This window comes from Gottfriedia sp. NPDC056225, from assembly GCF_042267765.1.
Lineage (GTDB): Bacteria > Bacillota > Bacilli > Bacillales > Bacillaceae_G > Gottfriedia.
The window spans coordinates 23634-49552 of the sequence record NZ_JBHJTJ010000006.1; the positions used below are offsets into that span (position 1 = coordinate 23634).

Consider the following 25919-nt stretch of genomic DNA (forward strand, 5'->3'; position numbering starts at 1 on the left):
TAAGTTGATTGTTAAGGGGCTTTTTTTTATTATTCTGTCTTGTCAGGTCTTATAACTTCTTTTACACTTTCAACCATTCCTAAAAGCTTTGTAGCATCTGTTGGAATGACAAGTTTAGATGCATGACCGTAAGCTACTTTCTCTAATGCTTCCATTGAACGTAATTGAACCATTTCTTTTGTTGGTTCTGCATTTCTCCAAACGTCTAATACAAGTTGTTCTCCTCTAGCTTTAGCTTCAGCAAGTTTAATGATTGCCTCTGCTTCCCCTTCAGCTCGTAAAACTTGAGAATCTTTATCTCCACGTGCTTTTTCAACTTGGCTTAAGCGTTCCCCTTCAGCTTCAAGAATTTTTGATTGCTTTTCTCCTTCTGCTTTCAGGATTTTCGATTCTTTCTCACCTTGTGCATTTAATACTTTTTCACGACGTGTACGCTCAGCTTGCATTTGTCGCTCCATCGCATTTTGGATATCAACAGGAGGAATAATATTTCTTATTTCGACACGATTAACTTTCATGCCCCATTTGTCAGTTGCTTGGTCAAGAACTGCACGAAGTTTATTATTAACTGTATCACGACTTGTTAATGTCTCATCTAAATCTAATTCACCAATTAAGTTACGTAAAGTAGTAGCAGTCAGATTAGAAATCGCAGACAATGGATTAGCAATTTCATATTCATGACGGACAACGTCAGTTACTTGATAAAAGACAACTGAGTCAACTTGAATACTAACATTATCTTTTGTAATCATTGATTGTGGTGGAAAATCTACAACAGTCTCACGTAAAGTTTTTTTACTAGCTACACGTTCAACAAATGGCATTACTATATGAATTCCACTCTCTAATTTACGATGGAACTTACCTAATCGTTCCACTAAATATACTTCAGATTGTCTTACAATACGAATACTTGATAACAAAAGTATTATTACGAATAAAACAATAATACCAATTATAATTGGACCAACCATAGAGCCTACATCAGACATATCATTTCTCCTCAATTAATTTATTTGTCACATACAAAGTTGCACCTTCTATTTTTGTTACAACTACCTTTTCATTTAAAGTTAATGGCTCTGTCGAACGGATTGTCCATTCATCACCATAAACTTTAGTCGTACCTACTTTATCATCAAAAACTTCTACAGAAGCTACTATGAGCTCTTTGCCAAGTAATGCATACACCCCATTTTCGATCGTTTTATGCTGGTGGATTCTCTTAGCAAATTTCTTTGTACTAAGCCATAAAATTATTGCACTAATAATAAAAACAATAAAAGTAAAGGTGTTTGAATCTGTTAAATAATTTACAACTGATGCTAGAATGCTCGCAATACCAATCCATAAGAATACAAAAGTTAATGAGAACATTTCAATAATAATTAATAAAACCCCAATTACAAACAAGTAAAGCGCAACCATCCCACCCCTCCTCCCAGTTCTATATATATGCCAAAAATTGTAATTTATTTTACACTTCTATTCTATCATGTAAATTTAAGCTTTTTGCATAAAAATATTGAATTTTATTAAAACATTTTAATTTTGGAGGAATATCAATTTTAAAAAAACCCCTTACATTTTGTAAGGAGTTAAAAATCATTACTGTTCAATTGCGTTATAAACATCTTTTAATTTTGGATTACCTTCACCAACTACATTTCCATTTACTAATACAACCGGATAGAAAAACTCGTCATTTCTTACACGTTCGGCAAAATCTTCTTTTTCATTATTCTCAACATTAAATATATCAACGTATTGAAAATCAAACGATAAGTCAGGATATTTTCTTTGAAGTGCAGCTTGAAGCCATTCAAACGTTTCAATTGAGGACGGCATTCCTACACAACTAGCACAAATTACTTCAGCCCCAAAAACTTCCACTAAAATTTTATTACTCATTTTCTCCTCCTAGCATACAATAAATGTGTGTCCCAATATTTTCAAACACACAAAAGTACTCTGTAATAGATTTTTTCCTCTTAACTGATTATAATAAAATTAGTGAAAGGAGTCGATATGAATGGACATGAAAGAACAAGTACAAGAAGTTTTAGATAAATTAAGACCGTTTTTATTACGCGATGGTGGAGACGTTGATTTAGTTGATATTGAAGATGGAATTGTTAAGCTTCGCCTTTTAGGCGCTTGCGGTAGCTGCCCAAGTTCAACGATCACTTTAAAAGCTGGTATTGAGCGAGCTTTATTAGAAGAAGTACCTGGCGTAATCGAAGTAGAACAAGTTTTCTAATATTTACCATATTAAAAAGAGAGGGAATTTCCCTCTCTTTTTTGTTTTTCACCGTCTGAATCTGCTATTTTAACCAATTAATTTCTCGGATGCCTAACTTTGATGTTGGTAATCCGATTAAATCATAAAACCCACCTAAAAAAGACTCAAATTCCTTTGTATTTTCAAGATAATAAACTAGCTTGCGTTCATACCGCTTTCTTTCTGAATCACTTCTAGCCAAATAGTAGCCTTCGACCGTTTCAAAATAATGAACTGGAAAAAGTAACCTAGCAAATAATAACCGCCAAGCAAACGTTGATAAAGGACTTTTCTTTTCATAACCATAAAAAAATGAAAGGATTTTCTTTTGATAATTATCCGTGTTCTCTAGATATTCATCTCTCACCCATTCAGCAAGATCACGGCTCGGATGATCATAAATCCACTCAATCGGAACTTTTGCAAAATGAATCTCTTTTAATCGACGCTCCGTCATTTTTTGATGACAGATTGTTGCTGCATCAACAACTTGGGGGGTATCATCTAATTCGGTGTCTACAACATATTGGATCGCATTCTCGGTCATTCCAAGATAATAGGGAAAGGATTCAATAAAAATTTGTTCAAAAAAATTATCTGGGTGGCTATTTACTTTATTTTGCCAAAATCTTTCTAATTGCTCTAGCCTTTTCTCCCATAAATTCTTCCATTGACCAATCCTATTTAATCTTTTTAATTCCTCTGAATATTTTCTGCCTCTCAAATGAAACGTTGCTAATTCTTCCCCATAATTATTACTACGTTCGTTTTGTCTCGTACTTTTAAATAAGGAATAATTATTCCCATCAATTTTACTCACATAATACCCTTGAACATTTTGAACAAAAGTTGCGACTGACTGATCTCCTGTTGAGCTCATAAAGTCACTTAAACCTTTCATTTCCTGTAAATCGTCCTCTTTTAAACTGCCAATAGGAGCTAGAAAATACACCCTATTCCGCTGCCAAAACATGTAATATGACTGTACTTGAAGTAATTCAGCTGGTTGAATTTGATAATGATGAAACATGTCTTGAATGATGTTTTGGTTGCGAATAAACATCACCACTCACATCCTTCTATAACCTACTTATTAATATATATGTCACAAATCCCAAAACCTGTACCATACTTTTTACTTTCAACAGATAAACCGAATGGCCATACACAAAAAAGGAGAAAATGACGTAGTATAAATATGAAAAGTGGAAGTAGGTTGGTCAGCCCTGACAAGCGGTTGTTTTTTAACCTTTAATGGAATTGGCTTATAAACTCGTAAGGCCCTCCGTCGGAACTAGACATCTCGAAAAGTGTTAGCATGTTGCTAGCCACATAGAAAATTAACACGCTTCATAATTTTTTATCTATTATTAGCTTTTTTTATAAAGGGGAATAATGTTCAGGTATCGAATCATATATAATTAATCCTCTTATTTCTTTATTAAATAAAGTAACAATTCAGTGAGTAGACAAAGTCCCGAGAATTTATAGTAATTAAATTAATCGATAAGGAAAAGGTGATGACATGGATTATTTAAATCACGATTTAGAAAAGACTGCATTATCGTTGTTAGAAAAAAGAGGCGTAACACTCGATGATATTGCTGATTTAGTATACTTTTTACAAAGTAAATACCATGAAAACTTATCTATGGATGAGTGTAAACACAATGTTGAACGAGTCTTAACAAAACGTGAGATACAAAATGCTATCATTACTGGTATTGAATTAGATATCTTAGCAGAGCAAGATAAGCTTCAGGAGCCTTTGTTAGCTATTATTAAAAAAGATGAAGGCCTTTATGGCATTGATGAAATAATTGCCTTATCAATTGTAAATGTATATGGTTCAATTGGTTTTACAAATTACGGTTATATTGATAAATTAAAACCTGGTATTTTAGAACGATTAAATGACAAATCAACTGGTTTAGTGAATACGTTTTTAGATGATATTGTTGGAGCTATTGCAGCTGCGGCATCTAGTCGTCTTGCGCATCGTGCAGCGCATAAAAAAGCTGATCAACTTAAAGCTGGGGATGAATAAAAAAAAGGGCTCATAAGTTAATTACTTATGAGTCCTTTTTTTATTTTTAAATGTATTTAATCCACTCTTCTAATGAATCTACTGAATATGTAGGCTGCTTTTCATAATTTGAAAGCATCTCTCTAGTCGTAACCCCAGTATGAACAATTAATGTGTCCACACCAGTATTGATCCCTGCCATGATGTCAGTATCATAGTAATCCCCAATCATTAAAGTATCCTCTTTAGCAACTCCTAATACTTTTAATGCTTGCTCCATAATAATTGATTCTGGCTTCCCTATAAAAATTGGTTTTACTGTAGTCGATACAGCGATTACGGAAGTTAATGAACCGTTTCCTGGTAATAAACCTCTTTCAGTAGGAATAGCGATATCACCATTCGTTGAGATAAACGTAGCTCCATTTCTTACCGCGATACATGCTTTAACTAATTTCTCATAATTAATATCTCGATCTAGACCACTAACAACAAAATCAGGATTCTCATCTGTAATTGTCAAACCAACTTCTTCTAATGCAAATTCTAAGCCCTCTTCACCAATCATATAAACAGTTGCATCTGCTTTTTTCTCTTTCATGAAGTTTGCCGTTGCATTGCTTGTTGTAAATACTTGTTCTTTTGTAGTTGGTATATTGAACGAATTAAGTTTATCGGCTACCTGCTCTGGTCTACGTGTAGAATTATTTGTGACAAAAAGATAAGGAATATTTTTTTCCTTCAGAGCCTTAATAAAATGACTCGCCTCTTCTATTTGTTCCTCTCCACGATACATAGTACCATCTAAGTCGATTAAGTATCCTTTATATTGTTTCATTTTGACACTCCTTACTAGTCAGACTGTTCACTTCGAAAGAATGTAAACAAACTATAATTTATTTTTCTTCATCGCTACTAAAAGCATTGATTACACCTAGCTCTTTATCTAAAAAAGTTTGAACCGCAATCGGGAATTCTTTGTATGCTTCTATATTTTCACTTAATGTAATTACTATATTTTCAGTAATTTTCACTGTATAGTCTTGTAATAAATGTTTTCGAATCGGAATTAACTTCTTTATTGAATCTCCAATAGAAGTAGTAATTACTTTTTCATCCATTAATATATCGACAATATCATCATAACTTCCTGGATCTCTCATTATAAAGCCATCAATCATTGTATTACCAATATCTAACATACTGTCAATTAATAGATGTGTCATTCTTTCCAAAGCTAACTCGTCTGTTTTATTATTTGGTTGGCTATTTGACTCATAAAATTCAAGTAGTGAATTCATTACTTCAATTCGATCTAATATGTTTTGACGATTTACAAAGTACATATGTACACTTCCTTCTCAATTCTATCTTCTACATTTTACGGACTTATATTTATTTTATAGCTAAATTCGAAAAAAATCGACAAATGAAAGCGTTTCTTACCGAATTTTGTTATATTATATAGGTGAATATTTTTTGGGGCTAATTTTTGAAGTATGAATTTGTACTATAGGGATGAAGAAGAATAACCCCATATGCAATTTAGAATGTTTTATAAAGTGTGATGATGCATTTTATATTGCTTTAAAAGTTACTTCCGGTGATTTACTAGAAGGAAACTTTATGCAGTAATTTAGTCGAAGCTCATTCAATTAGAATGAGCGACGTAAATTGTGTGACATATTAAATATCATCATCATCTTAATTAAGTATAATGGAGGAATTAAAAATGTCTGATCGTTTTTTCTTATATGATGACACTACTCAAGCAAAAACCCGTTTTGTAAGCTTTATGGGAGAAGAACAAAGACATGATCTTGCTTTAATCTATTCAGATCGTCATTATGGAAAAGTTATCATTTTAGATATGCTAAGTAACCGATTTGCAATTATTGGACAAGATGATTTAAAAGAAGAAGGATATTTAGAATTTGCTTTTGGAATTTCTGAAGAAAAGGCTGCTGAATTATTAGATTTCTTAAATGAAATCATTTACTAATTTCTTGTGGATAAATAAACTATTTTTATTAAATAATCAGAAAAAAGTGGATAACTATAAAGTTGTCCACTTTTTTTGTGATTAAGTCCTCACTTATACACATTTTGTTGAAAGATTCAAACTTATCCACAAGGTTCATACTGTTTTAAAAAATCAAAAAATAACTTTATCCACAGCTAGAAAATAATAAAAACTGATGGGGAGCCATCAGTTTTTTACTTTTTTTACAACAAAATATTTACATCCAAAATTACAGTATTCATAAATATATTCACGTAACGTGCTGATTTTAGAATCATAAGGGACATTTTTTTGAGAATCATCAAAAAATCCTCTTAGTCTTAGCTGCTCATAGCCCCAGTCTCCTACGATGTAATCGTATTTTGACAGGATTTCAGCATATCTAGCTTTAAAGGCTTCTTCATTGAATCCTTCACGGTAATCTTCAACTATTTCATAACAAATATTCTGTACGCAAACCAAATTGTATTCTCCTTCCTTTTACTCCCATAAATATGTAACCAACATTTTTGGCATACTAATTTTACATTGATTATTAAAAGGTGGTATTAATATGCGAAAATATTTAGTCTGTTTGTTAACTTTATTTTTATTAACTGGCTGTTCATTTGGTCCAAGTAAATCGAGACAATTAAATTATGAAGACGTAACATATCAAAATGAACATCGATCAAATCCAACACCAAAACAATTAAATACAAAGCCAATGGAATTAGGTGATGTAAACGCTAAAATGTCAAATAACTCTTACAAAGATTATGGCTTTTCTAGACTACAAAAGCAAGATGTTTTAGGTAAAGATGGTGATTATACACTAACAATTGATAAACAAGAAGTATCAAAATTCATCTCATATTTAGTTGTAAAGTTACCAGATGTAGATGATGCAGCTGCATTAGTGACAGACCAAGAAGTTTTGATTGCTTATCGAGCAAGTGGAGATAAAGCACTAATTAAATCACAGGTCGAAAAAACGGCACAATCTGCACTACCTACTTACTATCATATCTATACTTCTAATTCAATGAAAAATATTAATAGTATCGAGGATTTAAATAAGTACGGCCAACTTAATGATGGACAATTAGAACAAAATATACAAGAACTAGCTGAAGGATTTGACATAAGTAAACAAAGCATGCATTTTGATCAAATTTCAAAATAATGAATAAAGCACTAGCATAATTTGCTAGTGCTTTATTATTATGCTTGTTTTGCCGCCTCTACTTGTTCGTCAGCATGATATGAAGAACGAACTAATGGTCCAGCCTCACAATGTGAGAAGCCTTTTCCTAATGCTATTTCTTTCAGTGCTGCAAACTCGTCAGGAGTATAATATTTCTTTACAGTTAAATGTGTCTTTGTTGGTTGTAAGTATTGACCTAAAGTAATGATATTTACACCTGCTGCACGTAAATCATCCATTGCTTCGTAAATTTGTTCATTTGTTTCACCTAGACCAAGCATAATGCTTGATTTTGTAGGAATGCTAGGGTTAATCTCTTTTGCTCTACGTAAAAATTCAAGTGATCTGTCATACGTAGCTCTTGCACGAACACGTGGAGTTAACTCTCTAACCGTTTCAATATTGTGATTCATAATATCTGGTTTTGCATCCATTAACATTTTAAGGTTTTCAAATTTCCCACCCATATCAGAAGGTAAAACTTCGATTGTCGTAAATGGATTCGCTTTTCTAACTTCTCTAACTGTTTCAGCAAATACAGCTGCTCCACCATCTCTTAAATCATCACGAGCAACCGCTGTAATTACTACGTGCTTTAAGTTCATTTGTGTTACTGATTCAGCAACACGTACTGGCTCTTGTAAATCAAGTTCAGTTGGTAAGCCAGTTTTTACAGCACAAAAACGACAAGCACGTGTACAAACCGCACCTAAAATCATGAATGTTGCTGTTTTTCTAACTGCCCAACATTCGTGGATATTTGGACAACGAGCTTCTTCACAAACAGTGTGAAGATTTTTTGAACGCATCATTTTTTTTAATTCTGTGTAAGATTCATTTGTATTTAATTTTATTTTTAGCCACTCTGGCTTTCTTAAATATTCTTCCTTTTTTGATGCCATTTGAAATTCCTCCAACGTCTATTCGTTTACGACTTATTTCATTTTTTCTTCCAATAGTATATATATTACTACATTTTTGGTCGATATGAAAAACTTTCGTTTGATTATCCCTATAATTTCCATTTATGAAAGTTGCTCCTTTAACCAAACTATAAATATAAATCAATTTAAAGGATGATGGTTTTGAAAAAAATAATTGTACTTTTTTGTATGGTGGTTATCTTCATAGTACCATCATTTACAAATGCAGAAGAAATTGATCAAGCCGAGCTAAATAAAGAACGAATGGCCTTATATAAAAAAGGAGAAACACTAACCTTTATCCCTTGGTATTATTTTGCGGCTATCGATACATACGAACGAAATGTACGAAGTGTAAGAAGAGATATACCAAAACGCGAAAATGGAGTCCTTTCAATCTATATTAAGCCTGAGGATTGGAGCGGACTTTCAAATCCAGTTAAGAAAGACACTTACGCTCCTACTATTCATTTATTTAGTGGGATTGGTTTAGATGGAAATAATGATGGTAAAGCATCAGTAGAGGATGATGAGGATATTTTATACACTTTTATTCATCGTTTACATTTCTACGGGCCAACAAGACAATATATTCGAATGATGCTTTGGGATTATTACCAAAGAGCAATAACTGTTGATATGATCGATGAGTATGCTCGATTATATCAATATTTTGGAAAATTAAATATTGAAGGAAATGCTTTCCCATTACCAATTAATAGTACACATAGTTACCGTAGTACTTGGGGTGCTCCTCGAAGTTTCGGTGGACGAAGAGTTCACGAAGGGACCGATATATTCGCAAATTATGGGACGCCAGTGAGATCAACCTGCTATGGAATTATTGAAACAAAAGGTTGGAATCGAATTGGAGGATGGAGAATCGGAATTCGAGATTTAAATAATAACTATCATTACTACGCTCACTTAGGTGGTTTTAATAAAGATATTCAAAAGGGTCAAATAGTTGAGCCTGGTACACTAATTGGCTATGTTGGAAGTACTGGCTATGGACCTCCTGGCACATCAGGGAAGTTCCCACCTCATCTACATTATGGCATATACAAAGATAACGGCTATGGTGAATGGTCTTATGATCCATATCCTAGACTTCGACTGTGGGAACGACAAAATAGAAATAAAAAATAACATAAAAAGAGGCTGTCCCATGAGTATTTTTTTATGGGTATCCTCTTTTTATTGAAAGTAAGAATGTGGAACGTGAATAAAGGGCATCCAATAGTCAGATCCTCTTGACCTTTTAGGACACCCTTACTCTCTTTTGAATAGTTTATTTTTTTCCATTTGTTATTGACGGTATTTGTTTTGTATTCGGTGTAAATGGAATATAATTTGGTACTTCTCCATCAATAATTTCAGTAGCAATCGGTACTTCAACTTTAACCTTTGTTGATTTTGTACTAAATGGAATAATTACATTCATGTTTACTTCCACATTCATAATAATTTCGACTACAGAATTATTAAATCCAAAAGGCTTAACTTCCTGCGAAACATTTGCTATCGTATCGCCTACTACAGAAAAGCGCACCGGAATGGTAGGTCCGAGTTTACCTAATAGTACTGTATTTGTAATGACACCTATTGGAACCTTTAAATAGAGTCCGTCATGGTCTGTCTCCATTTTTTTCTTTTCTGCACTCGATAAGGATAAAAATGAAAGATCCCCATTTTCAACTCTACGTATGTTTTCTTCAACATGTCGTGTAGTAGAACCAATAATTTTATTGATTAAATATGTATTCGTACTAATTACTTCTTTCCCATTTCCATCTACATCTCTAACGATAATATCCTGTCCCTTTAATTCCTTAGACGCAGATTCATATGCTTTGTTTACAATTGAAGATGCAATTCGTCTCGTTTGTTTCTCAGAATACTTTAAAATTGTAGGTGAGAACATTTTATCAATTTTCCAAAATGAATAGATAGAAAAGATTAAAAAGACAATGGTAATCACAACATATTTATTAGGGAGTACTTTATCTATTGATTTAAAGATTTGAGTATATCCTAATTTAAAACCAACTAATGATTTATTCTTTGAAACAAAAATTTTTTTCTTTGGAACACGTCTATACTTAAACTTTTTCATTGTATCCATGCCCCCTTACTAATGGGTATGCATGTCACTGCCCGTTCATTCTTATAGTATTTAGAGCACAAAAAAAGATGTTCCAACTATTTCATTGAAACATCTCGTTTACTGATAAACTCTTTGTTTTAACGTTTGATCACATTCGATAATTATCAAACTTAATTCATTCATTAGATTCACTTCGTAAGGAATACTTAGCATTTTACCGTTTTCTTCACTTATTCGAATTATTGGACGATCTGTAGCTGCCTCGTTTTGTCTTGTAACAATTCCACTTCTTCCATCACATAATTTTACATATAATCCGGTCGGATAAATCGTTAGTAATTCTTTAAATATCCCGACTAATTTAGCATCAAACAAGTTATCAATACCGCTACTTAAAAGATTTAATCCTTCACTCGGTAGCATTGCTTGTCTATAAACTCTGTTTGAAGTAACAGCATCATAAAAGTCAGCAACCGCAATTATTTTTGAAAATAGGTGTATATCCTTGCCAGAAATACCTTTTGGATAACCGCTTCCGTTGATCCTTTCATGATGTTGTAATGCACACTGTGCAACTATTCGATGAAGATTTATTGTATCCCGTAACAATTCGTATCCTGCAAATGTATGTTGTTTAATTAACTCATATTCTTCTTCAGTCAAACGGTCCGGTTTATTTAAGATTTTTTTTGGAACAGCTATTTTCCCAACATCATGTAAAAGAGCACCTAATCCTAGTAAATCCAGCTCGCTTGTATTTAGTTCTAACTTGATTCCAATTGCTAATGAATACAGCGTTACATTTAATGAATGTGCAAATATGTTTTTATCATACAATAATACGCTCGACAATAAAGCTAGAGCATCTTTATTAAGTATTAATTCATTTAGAAATGATTCTATTCTACCTTTAAGTTTAGGTGCAACCTTTTCTAATGAAAGCCAATTTAGATAATGTGTTTCGTTTTTGAATTTAACGAACGTGTCATTTATTTTTTTTATATTTTCAATGCGAAATTCGTCTGAAATTGCAGTCTCTGTTTTTATGCTTTCTGATTTTAAAGCATGTACAAAAGCGTATCGTACGTTTAATTCATGTAATCGCTTAATCATCTTTTCCGTTAAAGGAATATTTGCACTAACGACTTTGTTTCCATGTTCATTGTACATTGGTTTTCTTAAAATCATACCCGGAACAAGCGTTGATGTTTCGACAACTCTCATAGATTTCTCCCTGGACTACTTTTTAATAAAATATATGGCGCACCGTAACAGTTAATACATTGATTCTTTTTGTTTTTTTTTCAACATTAGTGAAAATCAAATTTACTTATACTTGTCTACATACTAAAAGCCACTAGAATTTAGTGGCTTTTTATACCATTTTTAATAACGCGTCTCTTCCAATCATTCCTTTTTGAATGCCGAATTTCTCAGCTTCAATCGTAACTGACTCCAAAGGCGCATTTAATAATTCTTCTATTGTTTTTACGCCAACTGCACGGCCAGCAATAATTTTGCGATCGCGTAATCTATCATTCAATAAAGCTACATCTAATGCTCCACACATTATATAACCGTTGTCATTCATGACGACCAATAAAGTAGTTTTTGGCAGTAAGACTGTAACAGCATTAAATGTATGATTATCGATTGTAATTGGGCTTAAATTGATCAAGTTCAACGCTCCTTTCTCATTCTAAAATATGAGAAAAAAACGAAATTGAAGCCTGTCTAATCTTGATAAATTTTATACACTTTTTAAAGCCCAAAATAATACATCTCGAATAAATTCTGGCATGAAAAATCTTTTATGATCGGCATCACGGATTTGCGGAATTAAATGACCAAAAGTAAATAAATCCAAGGTTCCGATTATATATTTGCGATTTAAATCTAATCCTTCTCCATTTATGAAGATATCTTCTTGATAGAAGTGCCTCTTCTTATCACGATCAACAATCATGATTCCATCGTAGACCATTCTCCCGATTACTTTCCCTCTAAAACCAAAGCCCTTCATCTTCAAATGAGTTAACTCTTTATCTTCACAACGATTTAAAGCATCAAGTAATTCCATGCCAGATAAATGGACGAGACAAGGATTAATTGGGTGCGGGCATATTCGATGAATGTCGCCCTTATTAACATGACCTTGTGCTAATCCATCAAGCAAAATACCTGAATTCAGTATACTTACATCCGCCTTAGTCCATTGTCGAAGAGCACTTGCTAATAATTTCGGCAATGGACTATCTTTAAACCAATTCACACTCATGTTACTCGTTAGCAGTGTCACAGGTTCACTTAAAATTTCCCCACTTAACCTCATTAAATTAGCCAACATTATTTTCGTCGTTTCATCTTGATAATATTTAGGTACTTTATGTACTTCAGTAACAGAAGCTTCAGTATTTATTATACTTTTCGATTCTTTATTCAAAGTAATTAAAACTTCACCTAAATAGTTACCATGTTTACCCGTGCCACAAAGTAAAGTTTCCCCAGCATATTCACCATTTGGAAATAAATGATGAGTATGTGCACCTAAAATAATATCAACTCCCGAAAATTGCTCGGCGATTCTTTGGTCATCCCTCATACCTAAGTGAGAAAGTATAATAACTAGATCTGATTGTTCTCTTACAATTGGGAGAATTTCATTCAACGCTTCGAATGGATCTTTTATACTCCAACCTAAAGTTTCATAAAACACAGGATAAGCTACTGTTAATCCAATTACACCAATCTTTACTCCACTTTTTTCATATATTTTATAAGGTTTACTAAAACTCTTAGTATCTACATCTGAGATTGTTAAATTACCTAGCAACACCTCAAATTTTGCATCCGCGTAAAGATTTAAAAGCTCACTTTTAGATAAAGTAATCCCTTCATTGTTCCCTATTGTAACGGCATCAAATTGAGCAGCATTTAAAAGCTCCACATTCCCCTTGCCTAATGTCGCCTCCGAAATTGGATGAAAACGATCAACGAAATCGCCAATATCAAAAGTAAGTGTCGCCTCGCCTTTTCCTTTAGCCAGTTCTCTTTTAGACTTAAGCAAACCGACAATTGTTGGCCACGTTTCAAAGTGGCTGTGAATATCATTTGTATGGAACAACCGAATATTTATTGTCTGACTTGGTTCCATTGTTCCACCATCCCTAATCTAAATATTTTCTATAATTAATTTTATTCCATATAATAACACAACTAACCTCAAAATTAGTGCAATCGTTTCAGTTTTTAATTTTTGATTAATAAATGCCCCAATCTTCCCACCAAACCATGCACCTGGTATAAGTAAAAGGATGTAATAGAAATTTACTTCTCCTAGAGTAATATATGAAATTGAACTACCAAGAGTTGTAAACATTACAACAAACATTGACGTGGCAACGGCCAATTGTGGAGGAAAGCCGAATAAAAATGCCATCATTGGGACTAATAATATCCCTCCACCAATTCCGAATAATCCTGAAATGATTCCAACACAAATAGATAATGAAATTGCGAGTGGTAGACTATAACTATATGTATATGCTTCGCCCTCATCATTTGTATATGTACGTATAATCCCTTTATGTACTTCCTTCGACTTTTTATTTAATTTAGATGAAATAAATAGAAAGATTGAAATACAGATTAAAAATAAACCAAAAAATAACGTAAACCGCTCTGTATTTAAAAGCGAATTGATATATGTACCTAATAAACTACCAGGAACACTACCAATTAAAAATAAAATACCACTCTTATAATCAATTCGTTTTTGCTTATGATACGAAAGGGTGGATGAGAGCGAAGAAAACACAATTGTAATCAGTGAAGTTCCAACCGCAACATGAATCGGCACAGTCGAAAAAGCAGATAAAAAGTGATCAATAGTAAGCAGCATTGGCACAATGATAATGCCCCCGCCTAATCCGATCAATGAACCGACTGTTCCTGCAACTAGTCCTATACTGACTAAAATAAGAATTTGTAGAACGATATCCAACCTAACTTCTCTCCTTCAATATGTAAAAATATACTTTTCTCTATGTTTTACATACTAGTTTAGCATAAAAAAACTCGGATATCTCCGAGTATACTCTAAAGCAATTTAATACAATCTCTTAACCTTTATTTTAAAACACTCAAATTTGCAATCCATGGTCCTACGTCCGTTTTGTATCTTTTTGCCATTACCCTTGCAATTTGCGTGATATGAGTTAAATCATGCACGACCCAGGTAGACAGTAATTCTCTTAACTTAACATGCCCAAGCTCTGGATGAATTCCTTCTAACTCTAGATGTTCTTTCGAATCAACTAATAATTGTAGTTTAATTATATTTTCTGTTCTTACATTCTTGAATTCAAGTAGTCTTTCTTCGATTGATTTCTCATGCTTTTCATTTAAATGCGAAAAACGATCGAACAGAGGAAAGTGGTTGTTACCTTCTTTATATAAGATGCAATTTAACCTCGGAATCCAATTTGTTTTTTCACACTCAATTAAATGATCAATTACCTCAGATGCATTCCACGTTCCTTCACCTTCATTGCAGTTTAACCAAGATTGAGATAAACCAGATAAAAATGATTCTAATGATTTGGGTGTTCTTTCTAAAACTTCAATTGCTTCTTTTAGGTTAAAATTCATAAAAACATCCTCCAAATTATGTTTTTTACAAATCTATTTTCTTGCCAAGTAAATTTTACCATAAATAAACTAATTTAATTTATTAAATACCATTTTAATCTTTCAAACTAGAAAATTCGTAAAAATTACCATAAAGCAATGAAAATAGAAAAAGCACGGCAAGATTGCCATGCTTTTAAGGTGTAGGGGCCTAACATAAAAATCTCAAGATGTTTGATTCTAAACTAAATACTATTCCATTTTCTCTAATTCTGCTTTTATTTTGTCTATTGTCATACCCTTATATTTTAATTTAGGTTCTGGTGCATTCGTCATAGATGGATTTTTTAACTCGTAATTTTTCTCAATAAATGCAAAGTCTGTCATATCAACCTTGCCATCAAAATTAATATCCGCAGCACGCTTATTCGTACCCCAATATGTTTGCATATAAATTGCGTCCATAACGTCAACGACTTGGTCACCGTTCACATCCCCGGCTTCTAATTGCACTTCACCATACATATTGTTCAATTCACCACGATACTGATCACCCGATTGTTTAAACAATGTAATTGGTCTACTATATTTAAAATGACCTGGCACATGAATAGTGAACATCATTTCTTTATTTGTGACAGGCAGCTTAATTGTTGCTTTAGGCCATAAGTATGTCCCATAAATCGATGATGTAACAGGATTAGACACTACAGAACCATTGTATACTTTGTTATTAGAATCGGTAACATATGCAGTCGCACCTATATTTGTATAATCCCTCATGTCTAATTGGTTTCCAACAAACGTGTAATGTAATCCTTCAGCAATAGGTGAAAAAGTTAATTGTGAGAACGATGGTTTCACATAAGATTCTACCGATAAACTAGGAATCGAAATTTCCGCTTTATCTGTATTTACATAAGTAGAAGTAAGATTTTGTAATTGTAAAATCCCTTCATAATACTCTTCATTCTTTACTTTTACTTTAACATCTACCATTGGAGTTGTTCCAGTTATGCCATCTGGGTTATTTATTGCTACATGTATCGTATGTTTATTCAACTCTCCATTACTAGCTAATTCTTTATGTTCTAACTGTATGTTAGATGATTTTTTCAGCAATTCCTGACGAACAGATACACTATCTATTTCAAAATTTTTACCTAAATAACCAAAAGTAAATGTTTGATCATTTAAATTTTTAACATTATTTGCTGTTAGTGTGTAAGTAACTGTATCTCCCATCGTTGGGTTAACATGATCTGGTTTAGCAGCTACGTATTGAGTTCCTTTTTTTACAAAATAGGTTACTTGTGCGTTCGGATAATCAACTGCGCTTGATACACCTACACCAAAGAAACGAACTGGAAGAATTGGGATCGTATCATCAATTGGCATCATCGCATTAAACGTACCATCTGGATTTAAAAGAACATTACCATTTGCAGTATTTGCTGTTTTGTCTGGTTTTAGTAAATCTCTATTATAATAAAACGCTACTTTATTTGCAGTTTGATCCTTAGCAAAGCCGTATTCATTCATCGCTTTAATATTGTCTTCGTCAATTGATCCCGTAACTAGAACTGATTTTTGTCCATCTTCATATTCGTAAACACCATGAGGAAGAGAAGTAATATTAAATTTTGGCGCCGTATTATCTACAAATAAATAAGTGTCTGAATTAAATGTATTCCCTTGGTCATCTGTTGCAATTGCCCTAAATTTATAGTTTCCATGTTTAATAAAATCTGTAAAATGATCAAATTGAGATGAAATATATCCAGGCTCAGAAGAAAACGGCTTACTTTGATCACCTGTAAATGGTGTACTAAACCCTAGGTTTACCGTATTATAACTTGTATTTGGATTTATGCCAGTTCCACTAACATACCCTGAATGTCCCAAGATTTTGTCAGTTTTTGGATCCAAATATAAGAAATCAATTCGTTTTACATGTCCTTTAAATTTAAAGTTCACAAAAAAACCGCTTACTGAAAATACACTTTGATCAAAAGTGGAGTTTGCAGCAATTGCATGTGTTCCTGAAATGTCGAATGCTTCAAATTTGTTTTCTTCATATGTTACACCAAACGGTACTTGGTACACTTCTGCAGGGTTATTCTTGTTAGTATAGGTTACATCCCCTTCATAGATGCCTGTTTCGGCGGTTTTTGGAATCGATAAAAACACGGATGTTTTTTTACTACTATTCCCTTTTACTTTTATAGAATTTTCAGTTAGAACCTTAACTCCGTTTTTCTCTGCGTCTTTTGATCCTCTTAAATCTGTTTGATATTGTACTTTCACATCAAATATTTTAGCTTTTTCCCCGTTGTTACTAATCTTTACGGAACGTGAATCTGATAAGTCTTTTCCTGTTAAAACTACTCTCCCGAAACTAAGTCCACCAGTTTCTTCATTAATTACTTTCGTTTCTCCATTTTCAATCGTATTTGTTTTATCTTTAACTGTAATTTCAATAGTTGAATGAATCGCCTTATATGGATCCACACGCCCTGCCCCTTGCTCAAAAATACTATATGGTTTGCTTAATGAATCTGCAGTATTCATTAAAATACTCTTAACGTCAGATGGTTGTAAATTAGGATTTGCTTCTAGTAAAAGTGCAGATATACCAGCAACAACTGGAGATGCCATCGATGTGCCCGATAAGCGTGCATAAGCATTATCATAATTATCTCCTTTATCACCGTTTATCACATCAGATGGAACCGTAGACATCATCGTCACTCCAGGTGCAACTACTTCTGGTTTTATATCATAATTAGTTAGACTAGGTCCTCTAGAGCTAAATGTAGCCAAGTTATCACCTTGGGTTTTTAGTTCCTTCATCTCACCAAAAGTGAAACTAGTTTTACCAGCATCTACCTTCTCTTTTATTGCCAATCCGTCCACATTGCTTAATGAAAATGTTGGAATGTAATTTTGTCCTTCAGCCAAATAAGCAGGAATATGTCCCTCTGCTGCATTATCATTGAATAAAAGCACCGCAGCTGCACCATTATTTTTTGCAGTCGTAATTTTATCAGCAAGTGGAATATTACTCCCACGGCTTATTAAAGCAATTTTTCCTTTTACATCTTTTCCTGTAAAATCAGCTGCTGCACCCATTCCTGCATAAACAACTGGAAACGATCTTCCTTTTAGGTTTTTGATATCATCTTTATACCCAAACGCCATTGCACGTAAATCTGCTGTGACTGTGTCTATTGTCCCTTTATAGTTTGCCACAGTAAGAGGTACATCACTTGCACCAACAGTAATTGCTAATGCCGCAGCACCTGGCGTACCTAATGTATACATTCCATCACCAGAATTACCTGCAGATAAAACTGCTGTGACCCCATTTAATACAGCATTATTTACCGCTATACTTAAAACATCCATCGGATTATTTGTAGCGGAGCCCAATGACATATTAATAACGTCCATCCCATCCTCAGTCGCTTTCTCAAGTGCAGCGATAATTCCATTAGTTGCACCCGATCCATATGGACCTAATACACGATATGCATATAAATCAGCACCCGGGGCAATACCTGTAGTTGCATATTTACTGTTATTTACACCTCGACCGCCAATTGTTCCTGAAACGTGCGTACCGTGTTCAGTGTAATATGTATTACCACTTGAGTTTTTTTCTGCCTTTCCTGATTTCTTCCAATCCTCGTATGTCGTTTCCATTGGATCATTATCATTATCTACAAAATCGTATCCACCTTTAAAGGCTCCCTTTAAATCCGGATGGTTATAATCCATACCAGTATCTAAAATTCCAACTTTAATGTCTTTACCCGTATGCCCTTCAGCATGTAACTTGTCCACTTGTAAAAAGGAGCGCTCATCAGCCATTCCCAACCCCATCTGTTCTGGAGCAATATCTTTAGTCTGGATTGGCGGTTCCGCATTAATCACTACATCACTATAAACCGCTTTAACAGTTTCCGATTTTAGTAAGTTTTCAACTTGATTTGCAGGAAGTTTCATCGAAACACCATTAAATGTTGTTTTAAACGTACGATTCACTTTGTATGTAGAGGCTTTCTTAGCTCCATTTGCCGAAAATACTTTTGCTAAATCATTTTTAAAAGAAGCATGTGAATCATCTACTAGTTGATCTGCTTCTTCTTCGTCTAAAACTTTACCTTCTGTTGCTGCTTCTAATACTGCTGCTTTTGATGTAGGTTGTTTAAATTCTACAATGATGGAGATTTCCTCTGAACTATTTTTGTCAATATTTGGTGCTAAGTGTAAGCCCGTATCGTTAATTGATTGTAAGCTTACTAGAGCTTTCTTTTGCTCAGGAGTTAAATTATTAAGTAATTGCTCTGTTTGATTCAAACTTCCAGATGAGTTTTCTTGTTGTGAATTGTTGATTATAACTTTTTGAGTTGTCGTAGTTGCATGGGCTTTAGAAGAGGTACTCAAATATGAAGCTAGTAAACTGCTAGAAGCTAATCCTACTCCTAGAGCAACGGTTGAGACTTTTTTTAATTTCTTTTTCATCCTTCAATCCACTCCTCGAAAATAAAAATAATGATGAGGAAAATTGAATGGCTCAATTTGAAATTTCCGGTTACTAATTGCTTCTTTTGAAGCTTAGATATTTCTAATTGAAATTACTCCCATTCAATTTTCATACAATTCGAATTATACAGATAATTATTATGTCTCTCAATCGTATGAAGGCGTGTTATTTTAAGGTGAATATTCTCATAAAATGCTAACAATTCGAGGACTTTTAACACGACACGACATAATTCTCTCAATTATTAACACGACTAAAAGAACCACTGAAATCAAAACAAATGCATCCAATGGTTCTTTTCCTATTAGTTCTTTAACCTCAAAAAACCCTGCTACCAATTGGCAACAGGGTTTATCTTTATTCAATGGATTAACCAATTGAACCTTCCATCTCGAATTTAATCAGACGGTTCATTTCAACTGCGTATTCCATAGGTAATTCTTTTGTAAATGGCTCAATGAAGCCCATTACGATCATTTCTGTAGCTTCTTGCTCAGAAATACCACGGCTCATTAAGTAGAATAATTGCTCTTCAGACACTTTTGAAACTTTCGCTTCGTGCTCAAGAGAAATGTTGTCGTTTAAGATTTCGTTGTATGGAATTGTATCAGAAGTTGATGCATTATCCATAATTAACGTATCACACTCGATATTTGAACGAGATCCAGCTGCTTTACGTCCGAAGTGTACGATACCACGGTACGTTACTTTACCACCATGTTTAGAAATTGATTTCGAAACGATTGTAGAAGAAGTATTTGGAGCTAAGTGAATCATTTTAGCACCAGCATCTTGGTGTTGTCCTTTACCAGCAATTGCAATAGAAAGTGTAAGACCACGAGCTCCTTCACCTTTAAGGATTACTGCTGGGTATTTCATTGTTAGTTTTGAACCAATATTTCCATCGATCCATTCCATTGTTGCGTTCGCTTCACAAACAGCACGCTTCGTAACTAAGTTGAATACGTTATTCGCCCAGTTTTGAATTGTTGTATAGCGGCAGTATGCATCCTTTTTGATGATGATTTCTACTACTGCAGAGTGAAGTGAGTTTGTTGTATAAACAGGAGCAGTACATCCTTCAACGTAATGTACGTGTGCACCTTCGTCAGCAATAATTAATGTACGCTCAAATTGACCCATATTTTCTGAGTTAATACGGAAATATGCTTGTAATGGCGTGTCAACTTTAACACCTTTTGGTACGTAAATGAATGATCCACCAGACCAAACTGCAGAGTTTAATGCAGAGAATTTGTTATCTGTTGGTGGAATTACTTTACCAAAGTGTTCTTTGAAGATGTCTTCGTGTTCACGTAATGCAGTATCTGTATCAGTAAATAAGATTCCAAGATCAGTTAAATCTTGTTTCATGCTGTGGTAAACTACCTCAGATTCATACTGTGCAGATACACCTGCTAAATACTTTTGTTCAGCTTCAGGAATACCTAATTTATCAAACGTATTTTTGATTTCTTCAGGTACTTCATCCCAAGATTTTTCTGTTTTCTCTGATGGCTTTACATAATAAGTAATTTCATCAAAGCGTAAATCAGACATGTCTCCACCCCATTGAGGCATTGGCATATCATAGAAATGTTGTAAAGATTTTAAACGGAAATCTAACATCCATTGTGGTTCATTTTTCATGCGTGAAATTTCTTCAACGATTTCTTTTGTTAATCCACGTTCAGAACGGAAAATCGATACGTCACGATCATGAAAACCATATTTATAATCACTAATATCTGGCAAATTAGTAGACATTTATCTTGCTCCCTTCTAATAGAAGAGGAGGTTTAAAGCTCAGAAGTTATTCTGATTTTAACCCCTTCTCCATCGCTTTCCATGCAAGTGTTGCACATTTAATTCGTGCCGGAAACTTTGAAACACCTTGTAGTGCTTCAATATCATCTAAATCAATTGATTCATCATAATCTTTTCCAAGCATCATATCTGAAAATATTTGAGCAAGCTGTAGGGCTTCCTCTATTTTTTTACCTTTAATTGCGTGAGTCATCATTGAAGCTGATGCCATTGAAATTGAACAGCCTTCACCGTCAAAACGAGCCTCCGATACAATTCCATCATCAACCTTTAAACGAAGTTCAATGCGATCACCACAAGTTGGGTTATTCATGTTTACTGTTAAATCGTTTTCTGATATTGCCCCTACCCCTTTATTACGAGGGTTTTTATAATGGTCCATTATCACGCGACGATATAATGCATCTAGATCTATATTTCGATTAATAGACATCGCTAAAGTACTCCTTCGTTTTTACTAGTCCTTTTACAAAAGCATCTACATCTTCTTTTGTATTATACAGATAAAAACTTGCACGAGCTGTAGCTGATACCTTTAACCATCTCATTAATGGTTGAGCACAATGATGACCTGCACGAACAGCAATTCCTTCTACATCTAATACAGTTGCAACATCATGTGGATGCACATCTTCCACATTAAATGTTACTAGTCCTGCACGATGCTTCGGACCATAAATTGTTACACCTTTCACAGTAGATAACTGCTCAAGTGCGTAATTTGCAATCTCGTGTTCATGCTTCTCGATATTATCCATACCGATTTCCGTTAAGAAATCAATTGCAGCTCCTAAACCAACTGCACCAGCAATGATTGGCGTTCCACCTTCAAATTTCCAAGGTAGTTCTTTCCAAGTAGAATCTTGTAAGTCAACGAAATCAATCATTTCCCCACCGAATTCAATTGGCTCCATATTTTCAAGAAGTTGTTTTTTACCATAAAGTACACCGATACCTGTAGGGGCGCACATTTTATGACCTGAAAAAGCGTAAAAATCGCAATCTAAGTCTTGAACGTCAACCTTCATATGTGGCGTACTTTGTGCACCATCAACTAGCATGATTGCTCCATGCTGATGAGCAATTGCTGCAATCTCTTTAACAGGATTAATCGAACCAAGTACATTTGAAACGTACATAATTGCAACTATTTTTGTATTTGAGTTAATTGTAGCTTTTGCTTGCTCAACGCTAATTGTTCCATCTTCTTCTAATGGTATATATTTTAATGTTGCGCCAGTAGCTTTAGCAACCTGTTGCCAAGGAATGATGTTACTATGATGTTCCATATAAGAAATCACAATTTCATCTCCAACTTTTAGGTTCGTTCTTCCGTAACTAGCAGCAACTGTATTGATTGCAGTAGTAGTACCTCTAGTAAAAATAATCTCTTCGATCGATGATGCATTAATAAATTTACGTACTTTATCACGAGCTCCCTCGTATGCATCAGTAGCTTTCGTTCCAAGAGTGTGTACACCTCTATGAACGTTAGAATTAATTTCTTTATAATAGTTAGCAACAGCATCAATTACTTGAACAGGTTTTTGTGAAGTTGCAGCACTATCCAGATATACTAAAGGATGTCCATTTACTTCTTGATTTAATATCGGAAAGGCTTCACGGATTGCTTTAACATCCATTACTTAACCTTCCTCTCAATTACATCAACAAGCATTTTTTTAACTTCTTCAATTGGTAATTCCGAAACTACAGGTGCTAAGAATCCGTGAATAACTAAGCGCTCTGCTTCTTTCTTCGGAATACCGCGACTCATTAAGTAGTAAAGTTGAGTTGGATCTACTTTACCAACTGAAGCAGCATGACCTGCCATTACATCATTTTCATCAATTAATAGAATTGGGTTTGCATCACCACGAGCTTTTTCACTAAGCATTAATACACGAGAAGTTTGTTGTGCATTAGACTTAGAAGCACCATGTTCAATTTTACCAATACCATTAAAGATTGAAGTAGCAGCATCTTTGGATACACCATGTTTTAAGATCCAACCTTCAGATCCTTTACCATAATGTATAATGCTTGTCGTAAAGTTTTGAGTTTGCTCTCCACGACCTACAGTTACCATTTTCAAGTCACCGAAAGATCCGTCTCCAATTAGGTTTGTAACATTTTCAAAAATTGAGTTTCCGTCGTTCATAAGTCCAAGTGCCCACTCAATTTTGCTATCGCGACCTGCGTGTCCACGACGAACAACATATGCAGTAACGCCTTTAGCTAAAGTATCTACAGCTCCATAACGAACTTTTGCATTATCTAAAGTAATTACTTCTGTTACAACATTTACAACAGCCGCATCTAAATCAGCAGATGTAGAAACATAGTTTTCAACATAAGTAACTTCACTGTTAGCTTCTGCAACAACAAGAACGTGGTTATAAGCAGGAACAGTTTCACCGTCTACTACGAAAATAGATTGGACTGGTTTTTCTAATACTACATTTTTAGGAATGTATAAGAAAGCTCCACCGTTAACTAATGCTGCATGTAGAGCAACTAATTTATTTTCATCGACTTTAACAGCCTCTGTCATAAAATATTTTTTCACAAGATCTTCATGATCTTTAATTGCAGTGTGTAAATCTACGAATACTACACCTTTTTCTTTCGCTTCTGAAGAAAGAGAGTGATATACTGCAGACCCATTATATTGTACGTAAACTGATTGATCAGCGTCTTCATTCATTAAAGCAGTTACTGATTCAGGTAATTGTTCCTTCGTAGGAACATTGCCAGTTGTAACATTAAATTCTTTTCCAAAGAAATCCCATTTAGAGATATTTGTTTTATCTGGCTTTGGAAGAGAAAGTATTTCAGCTTTTGCAAGTGCATTTAAACGGAACTCTGTGAAATATGCAGGTTCGTTTAACAGTGCAGAAAGCTGCTTTACTGTTTCTTGACTAAATGGAATTGTAGTACCAGTTGTCATGCGAATCCCTCCTATCCGATTAAGCTTCTTGCCCAACAGTCTCGTCTTCGATACCTAACTCTTGTTTAATCCAGTCATATCCTTCAGCTTCTAAACGAGCAGCTAATTCAGGACCACCTGATTTTACAATGCGACCTTGCATCATTACGTGAACGAAGTCAGGAGTAATGTAGTTTAATAAGCGTTGGTAGTGAGTGATGATTAGGCAACCAAACTCTTCTCCACGCATTTCGTTAACACCTTTAGAAACAACTTTTAACGCATCGATATCTAAACCAGAGTCGATTTCATCAAGGATTGCAATCTTAGGTTGAATCATCATCATTTGAAGAATCTCATTACGTTTTTTCTCTCCACCTGAGAAACCTTCATTTAAATAACGTTGAGCCATTTCTGGATCCATTTCTAAGAATTCCATGTTTTTGTCTAAAGTACGGATAAATTTCATTAAAGAAATTTCATCGCCTTCTTCGCGACGTGCGTTCACTGCTGAACGTAAGAAATCTGCGTTTGTTACACCGCTAATTTCACTTGGGTATTGCATAGCAAGGAAAAGACCAGCTTGAGCGCGCTCATCAACTTCCATTTCTAATACATCGTTGCCATCAAGCTCGATGCTACCACCAATTACCTCATATTTAGGATGACCCATAATAGCAGATGATAAAGTTGATTTACCAGTACCATTTGGTCCCATGATTGCGTGAATTTCTCCGCCTTTTACTTCAAGGTTTACACCTTTAAGAATTTGCTTTCCTTCAATCGCTACTTGAAGGTCTTTTATTTTTAATGTAGAAGCTCCCATTTTACACCCTCCATAATAATACAAATAAAATTCTATAAAATAGAAAATGGCTATTTTAAGTTCATTCTCATTTTATTCTCATTCTAATCTTAAAGCAATTAAAAAGTATTTTCAAGCTGTGCACTATTTTACCAAAAAAGTTTTATCCCGTGTAAATTTTTTTCACAAAAAAAGAATAAATAAAGATACTATATATATAGGAAATAAAAAATCTAATATCACATCTATAAAAAGGAGAATTTTATGTCTAAATCAACTAAGCTCTCACCTGATCAACAGAAATTTGCGATAAACCAACTACAAACATATTTCTTAAACGAAAGAGACGAAGAACTTAGTGAGCTAAGTTCAATGCTGCTATTAGACTTTATCTCACAAAAACTTGGACCAATGTTTTACAACAAAGGCATCGAAGACTCTCAAAGATTCATGGCCGAACGAGTTGAAGATCTTTACGCACTATTATTAAAAGAACAGATTGAAGATTAAGATTAGATTTTGCATACTCTGTCGTACATACTTAATTTAGATTATTCATTATTTATATAGTTGTTCAATTTATTCTTTCTATTGTCAAAACAAAACTATGATTTAATGCAGACTATACCAT

Annotated in this window: 26 protein-coding genes; 6 read left to right on the top strand and 20 right to left on the bottom strand. The window is 34.0% G+C overall.

The features are described 5' to 3' along the window. Positions 1 to 29: 29 nt before the first annotated feature. The 3 genes from ACFCYN_RS06375 to ACFCYN_RS06385 all read right to left on the bottom strand — a co-directional run bounded on the left by ACFCYN_RS06375 (position 30) and on the right by ACFCYN_RS06385 (position 1914). On the bottom strand, positions 30 to 995 hold the full coding sequence (locus ACFCYN_RS06375) for an SPFH domain-containing protein (RefSeq protein ID WP_216853912.1): 966 nt from the start codon (positions 993 to 995) through the stop codon (positions 30 to 32). A gap of 1 nt (position 996) precedes the next feature. Further along, positions 997 to 1431: an NfeD family protein gene (locus ACFCYN_RS06380; protein ID WP_375948249.1), complete on the bottom strand. Its 435-nt coding sequence runs from the start codon at positions 1429 to 1431 to the stop codon at positions 997 to 999. Positions 1432 to 1611: 180 nt separating this feature from the next. Further along, positions 1612 to 1914: a DUF1462 family protein gene (locus ACFCYN_RS06385; RefSeq protein WP_098119614.1), complete on the bottom strand. Its 303-nt coding sequence runs from the start codon at positions 1912 to 1914 to the stop codon at positions 1612 to 1614. Between the two features lie 121 nt (positions 1915 to 2035). Between ACFCYN_RS06385 and ACFCYN_RS06390 the strand changes: the two genes are divergently transcribed. Beyond that, positions 2036 to 2263, top strand: coding sequence for a NifU family protein (locus ACFCYN_RS06390; RefSeq protein ID WP_025671774.1), 228 nt, complete (start codon positions 2036 to 2038; stop codon positions 2261 to 2263). Between the two features lie 64 nt (positions 2264 to 2327). On the opposite strand, the gene yutH is transcribed toward ACFCYN_RS06390, so the two are convergent. After that, positions 2328 to 3326, bottom strand: coding sequence for a spore coat putative kinase YutH (gene yutH, locus ACFCYN_RS06395; protein ID WP_098119680.1), 999 nt, complete (start codon positions 3324 to 3326; stop codon positions 2328 to 2330). A 483-nt stretch (positions 3327 to 3809) separates the two neighbouring features. Here yutH and ACFCYN_RS06400 point away from each other — a divergent pair, with 483 nt between their 5' ends. Further along, entirely contained in the window at positions 3810 to 4331 is a 522-nt protein-coding gene (locus ACFCYN_RS06400) for a phosphatidylglycerophosphatase A family protein (protein WP_172446128.1), read from the top strand. A 46-nt stretch (positions 4332 to 4377) separates the two neighbouring features. Here ACFCYN_RS06400 and ACFCYN_RS06405 read toward each other — a convergent pair whose 3' ends face one another. Together ACFCYN_RS06405 and ACFCYN_RS06410 are read right to left on the bottom strand one after the other, a co-directional pair. Continuing rightward, the gene (locus ACFCYN_RS06405) at positions 4378 to 5148 is read right to left on the bottom strand and encodes a TIGR01457 family HAD-type hydrolase (protein WP_375948252.1); all 771 of its coding nucleotides are present in this window, start codon (positions 5146 to 5148) and stop codon (positions 4378 to 4380) included. A 58-nt stretch (positions 5149 to 5206) separates the two neighbouring features. Beyond that, complete coding sequence (locus ACFCYN_RS06410; protein WP_375948254.1) at positions 5207 to 5656, bottom strand: DUF86 domain-containing protein; 450 nt, start codon at positions 5654 to 5656, stop codon at positions 5207 to 5209. Between the two features lie 386 nt (positions 5657 to 6042). On the opposite strand from ACFCYN_RS06410, the gene ACFCYN_RS06415 reads away from it, so the two are divergent. Beyond that, positions 6043 to 6312 carry a DUF3055 domain-containing protein gene (locus ACFCYN_RS06415; protein WP_375948255.1) on the top strand — a complete coding sequence of 90 codons (270 nt, stop codon included), beginning with the start codon at positions 6043 to 6045 and terminating at the stop codon, positions 6310 to 6312. Between the two features lie 207 nt (positions 6313 to 6519). On the opposite strand, the gene ACFCYN_RS06420 is transcribed toward ACFCYN_RS06415, so the two are convergent. Continuing rightward, on the bottom strand, positions 6520 to 6795 hold the full coding sequence (locus ACFCYN_RS06420) for a YutD family protein (protein ID WP_098119619.1): 276 nt from the start codon (positions 6793 to 6795) through the stop codon (positions 6520 to 6522). Positions 6796 to 6886: 91 nt separating this feature from the next. On the opposite strand from ACFCYN_RS06420, the gene ACFCYN_RS06425 reads away from it, so the two are divergent. Next, positions 6887 to 7498: a YhcN/YlaJ family sporulation lipoprotein gene (locus ACFCYN_RS06425; protein ID WP_172446132.1), complete on the top strand. Its 612-nt coding sequence runs from the start codon at positions 6887 to 6889 to the stop codon at positions 7496 to 7498. 38 nt (positions 7499 to 7536) lie between these two features. Here the strand turns inward: ACFCYN_RS06425 and lipA are convergent, their stop codons facing one another. After that, positions 7537 to 8421, bottom strand: a complete 885-nt coding sequence (gene lipA / locus ACFCYN_RS06430) for a lipoyl synthase (RefSeq protein ID WP_025671523.1) — start codon at positions 8419 to 8421, stop codon at positions 7537 to 7539. Between the two features lie 177 nt (positions 8422 to 8598). On the opposite strand from lipA, the gene ACFCYN_RS06435 reads away from it, so the two are divergent. Further along, positions 8599 to 9591: a M23 family metallopeptidase gene (locus tag ACFCYN_RS06435; RefSeq protein ID WP_172446133.1), complete on the top strand. Its 993-nt coding sequence runs from the start codon at positions 8599 to 8601 to the stop codon at positions 9589 to 9591. 142 nt (positions 9592 to 9733) lie between these two features. Here the strand turns inward: ACFCYN_RS06435 and yunB are convergent, their stop codons facing one another. The 12 genes from yunB to sufC all read right to left on the bottom strand — a co-directional run bounded on the left by yunB (position 9734) and on the right by sufC (position 25309). Continuing rightward, positions 9734 to 10558: a sporulation protein YunB gene (gene yunB, locus ACFCYN_RS06440; RefSeq protein WP_172446134.1), complete on the bottom strand. Its 825-nt coding sequence runs from the start codon at positions 10556 to 10558 to the stop codon at positions 9734 to 9736. Between the two features lie 108 nt (positions 10559 to 10666). Beyond that, positions 10667 to 11773 (bottom strand): HD-GYP domain-containing protein, encoded by a 1107-nt coding sequence (locus ACFCYN_RS06445; protein ID WP_375948258.1) that lies wholly within the window; start codon positions 11771 to 11773, stop codon positions 10667 to 10669. A 151-nt stretch (positions 11774 to 11924) separates the two neighbouring features. Beyond that, positions 11925 to 12227 (bottom strand): YunC family protein, encoded by a 303-nt coding sequence (locus ACFCYN_RS06450; protein WP_098119625.1) that lies wholly within the window; start codon positions 12225 to 12227, stop codon positions 11925 to 11927. 72 nt (positions 12228 to 12299) lie between these two features. Further along, on the bottom strand, positions 12300 to 13703 hold the full coding sequence (locus tag ACFCYN_RS06455; RefSeq protein WP_375948261.1) for a bifunctional metallophosphatase/5'-nucleotidase: 1404 nt from the start codon (positions 13701 to 13703) through the stop codon (positions 12300 to 12302). 18 nt (positions 13704 to 13721) lie between these two features. Further along, positions 13722 to 14552 (bottom strand): sulfite exporter TauE/SafE family protein, encoded by an 831-nt coding sequence (locus ACFCYN_RS06460; RefSeq protein WP_375948262.1) that lies wholly within the window; start codon positions 14550 to 14552, stop codon positions 13722 to 13724. 125 nt (positions 14553 to 14677) lie between these two features. Beyond that, complete coding sequence (locus ACFCYN_RS06465; protein WP_375948264.1) at positions 14678 to 15199, bottom strand: DinB family protein; 522 nt, start codon at positions 15197 to 15199, stop codon at positions 14678 to 14680. 231 nt (positions 15200 to 15430) lie between these two features. After that, the gene (locus ACFCYN_RS06470) at positions 15431 to 19705 is read right to left on the bottom strand and encodes a S8 family serine peptidase (protein WP_375948266.1); all 4275 of its coding nucleotides are present in this window, start codon (positions 19703 to 19705) and stop codon (positions 15431 to 15433) included. A gap of 391 nt (positions 19706 to 20096) precedes the next feature. Continuing rightward, a complete protein-coding gene (sufB, locus tag ACFCYN_RS06475) occupies positions 20097 to 21494 on the bottom strand; it encodes a Fe-S cluster assembly protein SufB (RefSeq protein ID WP_172446139.1) in 1398 nt (465 codons plus the stop codon). Between the two features lie 46 nt (positions 21495 to 21540). Then, positions 21541 to 21987: a Fe-S cluster assembly sulfur transfer protein SufU gene (sufU, locus tag ACFCYN_RS06480; RefSeq protein WP_172446140.1), complete on the bottom strand. Its 447-nt coding sequence runs from the start codon at positions 21985 to 21987 to the stop codon at positions 21541 to 21543. Further along, the gene (locus ACFCYN_RS06485; RefSeq protein ID WP_375948268.1) at positions 21977 to 23197 is read right to left on the bottom strand and encodes a cysteine desulfurase; all 1221 of its coding nucleotides are present in this window, start codon (positions 23195 to 23197) and stop codon (positions 21977 to 21979) included. Before ACFCYN_RS06485 ends, sufU begins: the two co-directional genes overlap by 11 nt. Beyond that, on the bottom strand, positions 23197 to 24504 hold the full coding sequence (gene sufD, locus ACFCYN_RS06490; protein WP_375948270.1) for a Fe-S cluster assembly protein SufD: 1308 nt from the start codon (positions 24502 to 24504) through the stop codon (positions 23197 to 23199). Before sufD ends, ACFCYN_RS06485 begins: the two co-directional genes overlap by 1 nt. Before the next feature lie 19 nt (positions 24505 to 24523). Then, the gene (gene sufC / locus ACFCYN_RS06495; protein ID WP_091023520.1) at positions 24524 to 25309 is read right to left on the bottom strand and encodes a Fe-S cluster assembly ATPase SufC; all 786 of its coding nucleotides are present in this window, start codon (positions 25307 to 25309) and stop codon (positions 24524 to 24526) included. 243 nt (positions 25310 to 25552) lie between these two features. Here sufC and ACFCYN_RS06500 point away from each other — a divergent pair, with 243 nt between their 5' ends. Continuing rightward, positions 25553 to 25798: a DUF2164 family protein gene (locus tag ACFCYN_RS06500; protein ID WP_098118597.1), complete on the top strand. Its 246-nt coding sequence runs from the start codon at positions 25553 to 25555 to the stop codon at positions 25796 to 25798. Positions 25799 to 25919 lie beyond the last annotated feature (121 nt).

Bases quoted from the DNA above. Each gene is read 5' to 3' on its own strand.
- ACFCYN_RS06375 (WP_216853912.1), bottom strand. From the start codon at position 995: ATGTCTGATGTAGGCTCTATGGTTGGTCCAATTATAATTGGTATTATT.
- ACFCYN_RS06380 (WP_375948249.1), bottom strand. From the start codon at position 1,431: ATGGTTGCGCTTTACTTGTTTGTAATTGGGGTTTTATTAATTATTATT.
- ACFCYN_RS06385 (WP_098119614.1), bottom strand. From the start codon at position 1,914: ATGAGTAATAAAATTTTAGTGGAAGTTTTTGGGGCTGAAGTAATTTGT.
- ACFCYN_RS06390 (WP_025671774.1), top strand. From the start codon at position 2,036: ATGGACATGAAAGAACAAGTACAAGAAGTTTTAGATAAATTAAGACCG.
- ACFCYN_RS06400 (WP_172446128.1), top strand. From the start codon at position 3,810: ATGGATTATTTAAATCACGATTTAGAAAAGACTGCATTATCGTTGTTA.
- ACFCYN_RS06405 (WP_375948252.1), bottom strand. From the start codon at position 5,148: ATGAAACAATATAAAGGATACTTAATCGACTTAGATGGTACTATGTAT.
- ACFCYN_RS06410 (WP_375948254.1), bottom strand. From the start codon at position 5,656: ATGTACTTTGTAAATCGTCAAAACATATTAGATCGAATTGAAGTAATG.
- ACFCYN_RS06415 (WP_375948255.1), top strand. From the start codon at position 6,043: ATGTCTGATCGTTTTTTCTTATATGATGACACTACTCAAGCAAAAACC.
- ACFCYN_RS06425 (WP_172446132.1), top strand. From the start codon at position 6,887: ATGCGAAAATATTTAGTCTGTTTGTTAACTTTATTTTTATTAACTGGC.
- lipA (WP_025671523.1), bottom strand. From the start codon at position 8,421: ATGGCATCAAAAAAGGAAGAATATTTAAGAAAGCCAGAGTGGCTAAAA.
- ACFCYN_RS06435 (WP_172446133.1), top strand. From the start codon at position 8,599: ATGGTTTTGAAAAAAATAATTGTACTTTTTTGTATGGTGGTTATCTTC.
- yunB (WP_172446134.1), bottom strand. From the start codon at position 10,558: ATGAAAAAGTTTAAGTATAGACGTGTTCCAAAGAAAAAAATTTTTGTT.
- ACFCYN_RS06445 (WP_375948258.1), bottom strand. From the start codon at position 11,773: ATGAGAGTTGTCGAAACATCAACGCTTGTTCCGGGTATGATTTTAAGA.
- ACFCYN_RS06455 (WP_375948261.1), bottom strand. From the start codon at position 13,703: ATGGAACCAAGTCAGACAATAAATATTCGGTTGTTCCATACAAATGAT.
- ACFCYN_RS06465 (WP_375948264.1), bottom strand. From the start codon at position 15,199: ATGAATTTTAACCTAAAAGAAGCAATTGAAGTTTTAGAAAGAACACCC.
- ACFCYN_RS06470 (WP_375948266.1), bottom strand. From the start codon at position 19,705: ATGAAAAAGAAATTAAAAAAAGTCTCAACCGTTGCTCTAGGAGTAGGA.
- sufB (WP_172446139.1), bottom strand. From the start codon at position 21,494: ATGTCTACTAATTTGCCAGATATTAGTGATTATAAATATGGTTTTCAT.
- sufU (WP_172446140.1), bottom strand. From the start codon at position 21,987: ATGTCTATTAATCGAAATATAGATCTAGATGCATTATATCGTCGCGTG.
- ACFCYN_RS06485 (WP_375948268.1), bottom strand. From the start codon at position 23,197: ATGGATGTTAAAGCAATCCGTGAAGCCTTTCCGATATTAAATCAAGAA.
- sufD (WP_375948270.1), bottom strand. From the start codon at position 24,504: ATGACAACTGGTACTACAATTCCATTTAGTCAAGAAACAGTAAAGCAG.
- sufC (WP_091023520.1), bottom strand. From the start codon at position 25,309: ATGGGAGCTTCTACATTAAAAATAAAAGACCTTCAAGTAGCGATTGAA.
- ACFCYN_RS06500 (WP_098118597.1), top strand. From the start codon at position 25,553: ATGTCTAAATCAACTAAGCTCTCACCTGATCAACAGAAATTTGCGATA.